The 6,402-nt window shown below is 54.4% G+C and carries 5 protein-coding genes; all 5 read left to right on the forward strand.

From position 1 onward, the window contains the following. Nucleotides 1-690, forward strand: a protein-coding gene (locus tag ACM9LZ_RS25440; RefSeq protein ID WP_416622305.1) for an IS5 family transposase whose coding sequence is annotated in 2 segments (ribosomal slippage) — nucleotides 1-266 and nucleotides 266-690 — 691 coding nt annotated over the 2 segments. Because the reading frame shifts where the segments join, the coding sequence is not laid out codon by codon here. This gene is flagged as partial in the annotation. Between the two features lie 237 nt (nucleotides 691-927). Next, entirely contained in the window at nucleotides 928-1,911 is a 984-nt protein-coding gene (gene galE, locus ACM9LZ_RS25445) for a UDP-glucose 4-epimerase GalE (protein ID WP_416622306.1), read from the forward strand. Between the two features lie 113 nt (nucleotides 1,912-2,024). Continuing rightward, nucleotides 2,025-3,476 (forward strand): DUF6212 domain-containing protein, encoded by a 1,452-nt coding sequence (locus ACM9LZ_RS25450; RefSeq protein WP_416622307.1) that lies wholly within the window; start codon nucleotides 2,025-2,027, stop codon nucleotides 3,474-3,476. Between the two features lie 29 nt (nucleotides 3,477-3,505). Then, nucleotides 3,506-6,148, forward strand: a complete 2,643-nt coding sequence (locus ACM9LZ_RS25455) for a glycosyltransferase (protein ID WP_416622308.1) — start codon at nucleotides 3,506-3,508, stop codon at nucleotides 6,146-6,148. Further along, nucleotides 6,145-6,402, forward strand: a 258-nt coding sequence (locus tag ACM9LZ_RS25460) for an NAD(P)-binding protein (protein WP_416622309.1), incomplete at its 3' end; no start/stop codon positions are given. The genes ACM9LZ_RS25455 and ACM9LZ_RS25460, both read left to right, overlap by 4 nt.

Genomic DNA, 6,402 nt, shown 5'->3' on the forward strand with positions numbered 1-6,402 from the left:
TACCGTTGGTGCGCCGCGTGTTGATGACCGGCGTGTCATCAGCGGGATTATTCATGTACTCAAGAGCGGCTGCCGCTGGAAGGACTGCCCGCCGGAATATGGCCCGCCGACCACGATTTACAATCGCTTCAACCGGTGGTCTGGCCGCAAGCACTGGCACCGGATATTGCAGGCGCTGGCCGCCGGGCAATGGATCACGACCAGTGTGGCCATGGATGGCAGCTACGTGAAGGCACATCGATGCGCTCACGGCGGAAAAGGGGGGCCAAGGCGCAAGCCATTGGCATTTCCAGAGGCGGTCAGACCACAAAGGTCCATGCCCTGACCGACACGCTCGGCCGCCCGGTGGCTTTGCATGTGACGGCGGGCAACGTTTCCGACATCACTATGGCCGAGACCCTGCTGGCCGAAGTTGATGATTGCCGCTACGTCCTGGCCGACAAGGGCTATGACAGCGACAAGCTGCGAGCCAAAATCCGGGAAAAGGGCGCCAAGCCTGTCATCCCCGGCAGAAAGTCACGCAAGAAGCCGATCCGCTTCGACAAGATCCGATACAAGTTCCGATGGATGGTCGAGGCCGTCTTCTGCCGCCTCAAGGACTTCCGACGTGTCGCAACCCGATACGACAAGCTCGCCAGAAATTTCCTATCCACGCTGGCCATCGCAACCATCGTGGCCTACTGGACCTGATTGAGTCTGGACCCTAAGAAGTTGTGCTGGTCAAACCTAGCTGGCTGAAGGTAATATATAGTGGATTGAGTTTCAAAATGGCTCGATGGAGCGGGTGGGATGGCGATGAAAAGCAAGGGTATGCAAACTGCCCAACGGACAGTTCCTAAATATACTCCTGTCCTAACCGATGCTGGGTGAGTTGCTCAAGTGTTACCTCTCAAGAGTGCGATGTCAAAACACGTGGATTGTTCGCTTATGACTAAGCCTGTTATATTGGTCACTGGTGGAGCGGGATTCGTTGGAAGTCACACATGCAAGGCTCTGGCTCGAGCCGGATACTTGCCTGTAGTCTACGATAATTTATCCAATGGTGTGCAAGAGGCCGTTCGATGGGGGCCTCTTGAAATTGGCGCGCTTGAAGATGAGGTGCGTCTAGCCGCTGTCATTGCACATTATAAGCCCGTTGCAGTTGTGCACTTTGCGGCTTTCATCGAAGCCGGAGAATCCGTACGAGAGCCAAAACGGTTCTATCGGAACAACGTGGCTGGGACACTATCCCTCCTTCGAGCTATGCGCGAAGCGAATATCAAACGGATCGTATTCTCTTCGACGGCTGCAGTCTACGGTGCTCCCGAACGTACCCCAATTCCTGAGGAGCACCCGCTGCGCCCGATGAACCCATATGGTCGCAGCAAGCTGATGGTTGAGGAAATATTGGCTGACATAGCGGCTGCTTATGGTGTCAGCTATGTTGCTTTACGCTACTTCAATGCGGCTGGTGCTGACCCAGACGGTGAGCTTGGAGAGAACCACCAGCCAGAGACGCATCTAATTCCGCTGGTGCTACAGGCTGCCTACGGCCTGCGCTCTGACATAGCCATATTCGGAACGGATTATGATACCCCGGACGGAACCTGTATACGTGACTACGTTCACGTTACCGACTTGGCTTCGGCTCACACCTTGGCGGTCCACCGACTGATCAGCGGTGGCGATAGTTTGATCGCCAATCTGGGGACGGGGTGCGGTTTTTCGGTCAGAGAGGTAATCAATACAGTTGTTAGCGTGACGGGCCACAAAATTGCCATCCGCTATGCGGAACGTCGAGCTGGCGACCCTGCTGTTCTCGTAGCTAACGCTGGTCGAGCGCATAGCGAACTTGGCTGGGCGCCACGATTCGCGAGTCTCAATGAGCAGGTACTACATGCTGCAAATTGGCTAGTAAAAGGTAAAAATTGATGCTATAGAACGCCATCTATCTTGAATCCAAATGGATGGAATGAATTCTATAGTTGAGAAGCTAGAAAATAAGTGAATTTCAGTTTATTGTTCATGGAAACGGAGGTTAATAAATGGTGAAGAAAGAATTGAAAAACACAGGTGATCTTGGGTCAAATTTAACAGATGCGAGCCCTAAAATTGGCGTTTCTGTAATAGATTTTGCAGATGCAGTGCGTTTTCCTTGGATCGAAGGCGTTAGGATTTTAGCCTTTTCTGCTAAAGGTGATGCACTCCAGGTTGTTGATGGTGGCTGTATTATTCCAGTCAAAAACGTGCCGGTCCAAATGTTGGGGTTTTTGGTGCTTTCAGAAAGTGGCGATGAAGAAATCGCGCAAGTACGTTTGGATTGGAATAATAAATTTTGTTGTATGCCGCCGCCCGTCTTCAATGCCAAAATGGGGATAGACCCTGTTAAGGTCCTATCGTGGCAGAGCGAGCAGCTTATTGCTCTCCAGCGTGATACTGCCAGACGAAACGTCCGCCTTATGCGCGATCTGGCTGTTATACGCGTCGCCCACGAGGAGACGCAGGAGGCCTTTCGTCGCCTTGAAGCCTTCGCCATGGCGAACCTAGTTTTGATACAACAAGAGGCACTCACTCTTGAACCCATGCGTCATAGTGTGCGCTTGTTTGGTGATGCCACTGGACTTGTTGAGCAACTGATACCTATCGGCAGTGTAGGTGTATCCGATATCGCTATTCATATCGACCATGCTCCCGCTGATGTGACAGGATTCCTGAGAGTGCGCCTATGCACTGTTGAGAGTGACCAGGTTGTCGGAACCTGGACGGTGCCCGCTTCGAAGCTGCAGCCGGGTTGGGTGCGCCTCAGCTTAAGAGAAGCCTTGGGTGTTGATGAACAAAGCCTTAAATTGCTTGTGGAATGGGAGGGGGGAGATCAGCTGACGCTCTCACTGAGTTATCAGCACCCAGATGGACGTTGGTGCACACGCCAGGGTAATCATTCCTTCGGGCGGGTGCTGGCCCTTCAAGCGTGGAGGGGGGTGCCTGGTACCCGTACCAATCGGGCGCTAAACGCAGTTCCCGTCGATGAAGCATCTACAGAACCCCAGTGGGTATTGGATGCCCAAACACTCCGTACGGCCGAACTGGTTAACGGTCCGGAAGGTTATGTACGCTTTGTCGAGGATCGTCGCGCTGTCCTCGTCCACCCGACAGACCATACGCCTACCGTTGCGCGCCTTGCTGGTGCCTGTCCTGCTGGGGCCAAGCACATTTGGGCGCAGGTTGAGACTATTCATCCTGAGGCGGGAACGGTGGAGTACGCACTCGTTGTGGCTCCCACTCCCGAGATCGGTGCATCCCGTCCTAAATTGCCCTTGCCGAGTGGACACATTTCCGAATGGTGTGCAGTGCCGCCGTGCAAGAAGACTGAGGTCCACCTATTTCTACCCAAGCCAATGCAAATGTCGGCCGATTTGTATTTGGTAACTCGAATGGCCCCAGGTGATTCCAACGCCAATTGTCAGGCTCTGTTCAGCCTGGTCCGTGCCAAGGCCTAAGCACCGCAAGAATTAGGATGATCATAGAAATGCATGCTCCCGCCCTTTCGCTGAACGATCATCCAACTGTCGCTGTTATTACTCCCATCTATAAGCACAGTGTGCTGGTATCGGAAGCCGTTGAATCCGTGCTGACGCAGGAAACTAACTTTCCGATCCATATTGTGTTGGTGAACGACGGGTGCATGCACGCGGAGACAGAAGCAGTTTGCCTAGATTATGCGCTGACCTATCCGGAACAGGTCACGTATCTTCGTAAGGCTAATGGCGGCCTCAGTTCTGCACGCAATCACGGTATCGATTACACTTTGAAGCGGTGGCCTTCGGTCGAAGCCATCTACCTTCTAGATGCCGATAACCGCCTGCGTCCTAAGGCCATAAAGCGGGCAATGACGATTCTATTCGAACACCCAGAATGCGACTGGGTATATCCAAATGTCGACATGTTCGGTTTAAATTGGGCTGGCGACTATGGTGGTGACTATTCTCTCCTAGTCCACACCGCCATGAACATCTGTGAAGCCGGCAGCATGATCCGTCGCCGTGTTCTTGAGCGCGGGGTGCGTTTTGATGAAGCAATGCGGTTAGGTTACGAAGATTGGGACTTCTTTCTATGCGCTGCGGAAGAAGGGTTTCGTGGCCGAAATCTTGATACCTTCGGCTTTCGATACCGCAAGCGACCTGAGAGCATGCTCGCCGACTCACACCGAGATGATGAAGAAATCAAGGGCAGCTTGCTACGCAAGCATAAGGCATTGATCTCTCCACGTAATTTAGTGCGGTTAGAACAGGAGGAGGCTCCGCGTTATGCATTCTACTTAACCGATGAGCAAAGCTATGTACTTACTGTCGATCCAAACCTAGACGGCCGACGGCTGTCACGCGATCACTATGAACGGTTGCTGTGGGCCTTTTGGACTTCAGGGCGCTTTCATGCTCCGGCATTCCTGGTCGTCACAACCCGTGTAGCGCTTGAAGGACTGAAGGCGGCCGGGGTGTTACACTGGCTACTTTGGCGTCTGGAAGATGGCGTCCGTGATCGCCACATCGCCACAGCATCGTTCAAAGAGGCGGTTGATGGACGCTATACCGTTCGTGAGAGCACCAAAAATGATGGGTATCATCTGAATTCTTTGTTGCTCATGATCTCACCAAGTTGTTTTGCAGACGTGCTGCGTGACAAGCTTTCTCTCTGGATCGATTCTCTTGTACGACCCACTTGCGACCCACTCCAGTTCAACATTGAACTGGAATGTCCGGTGCCTAACGGGCACGAAGGGGGACTACGTTGTTCATCGGCTCCTGTCTACATGTTCTTAGCGCTTCTCCACGAACTGCGGGCCTCGGCATATCGATCCGCCTCCCAGCGCCTTTGGGATTGGCGTAGTAACGGTATCCCAGAGCGCCATCACACACACAACGTGGTTCGTCGTAGCTTTGGTGGTGCTCCAGCCTACCCACGCATCACCTCTAGCGACCGACATATTGGGTTCATGCTGCCACTGGTCGAGTTTGGCGGTGTAGAAAAGGTGGCTCTGCACACGGCCGCAGCTTTGCGTGCCCGAGGCTGGATACCGCATCTCGTTGTGCTTGAGCGGGCATCGGCTGTTTTCTCTGATGAGTGGCGTCAGACTTTTGAAACTATTAACTTCCTGATGGACGAGAGTATCTCTACCTGGAATAATCAATCATCATATCATGGAACAGTTATCCCCGCTTGGGCACAGAACGGGAAGCACGCACGCGCGCTCGGTTTGCTCTATTGGATGGACGCCGTCGTAAATTGTCACGGAGCAGCCCTGCATGGGCTTATGGGCCAGTTGCGGCGTTTGAACGTTAAGACGATCGCTTCTCTGCACTTGAACGACATTACAGAGCATGGGAGAGCTGTGGGGAATCCCTATCTAACAGTGGCTTACGAGCATGCTTACGATTTGGTAACTACCTGTTCTCTCCAACTTGCCAACTGGTGCCATGGTATGGGCATCCCAGAGGAGAAGATTATCCCGGTGGTCAATGCCCCCGGCTATCCGTTGCCGAACGCTGCCATCGACCGGATTCTGGAACAGCGGCGGAAGCCATCCGGCGACCGGCCGCTACGCGCCCTGTTCCTTGGACGACTTGACCGGCAAAAAGGATGTGATCGGCTTGCGGCAGTTGTGTTCGCTTCGAAACAGCAGGGGTTGCCGGTACAGTGGCGTATTGTCGGCAAAGCAGTAGTCTCGGAGGGCGAAGATCAGATCCCTCCGGAACTCAAGCCGCTGATCGAACCTCCTGCCACAACACCTGAAGAGTTAACATCCCTTTATGAATGGGCCGACGTGTTAGTGATGCTGTCCTATTACGAGGGGCTTCCCCTGACCGTCCTGGAGGCGATGCGGCTGGGGGTAGCCGTGGTCGCCACCGATGTCGGCGCCGTCGGTGAGGTGATCCGGGATAGCGAGACAGGCTTCCTGCTCGACCCCGGCAATCCGGAGGCCGGTTGCATCGACATACTGCGCCGGCTGCAGGGCGACCAGGAAGAACGGGGCCGTATCTGCCGCAATGCCGCTGCTTTCGCCCGACCTATAGACTGGCAGTCTCGAAGCCGGGACTTGGCGGACTGGCTGGATGAGCACGCGCCCATCCAGCCCGCCGCAGACCGGGCAGCAAAAACAGGAGGAATTCCGTGAAGATCGTCATGGTTGGCGCCGGGCTTTCCGGTGCCGTGATCAGCCGGGAGTTGGCCGAAGCCGGACACGACGTCCTCGTTGTGGAGGCGCGCAGCCATATCGCCGGCAATTGTCATACCGAGCGCGACCAGGAAACTGGGGTGATGGTGCATGTCTACGGGCCGCACATCTTCCATACGGACGATGCTGAGGTGTGGAGCTACGTCAACCGGTTCGAGACCTTCCTGCCCTACCAGAACCGGGTGAAAACCACC

This window comes from Niveispirillum fermenti (assembly GCF_048066175.1).
Taxonomy (GTDB): Bacteria; Pseudomonadota; Alphaproteobacteria; order Azospirillales; family Azospirillaceae; genus Niveispirillum; species Niveispirillum fermenti.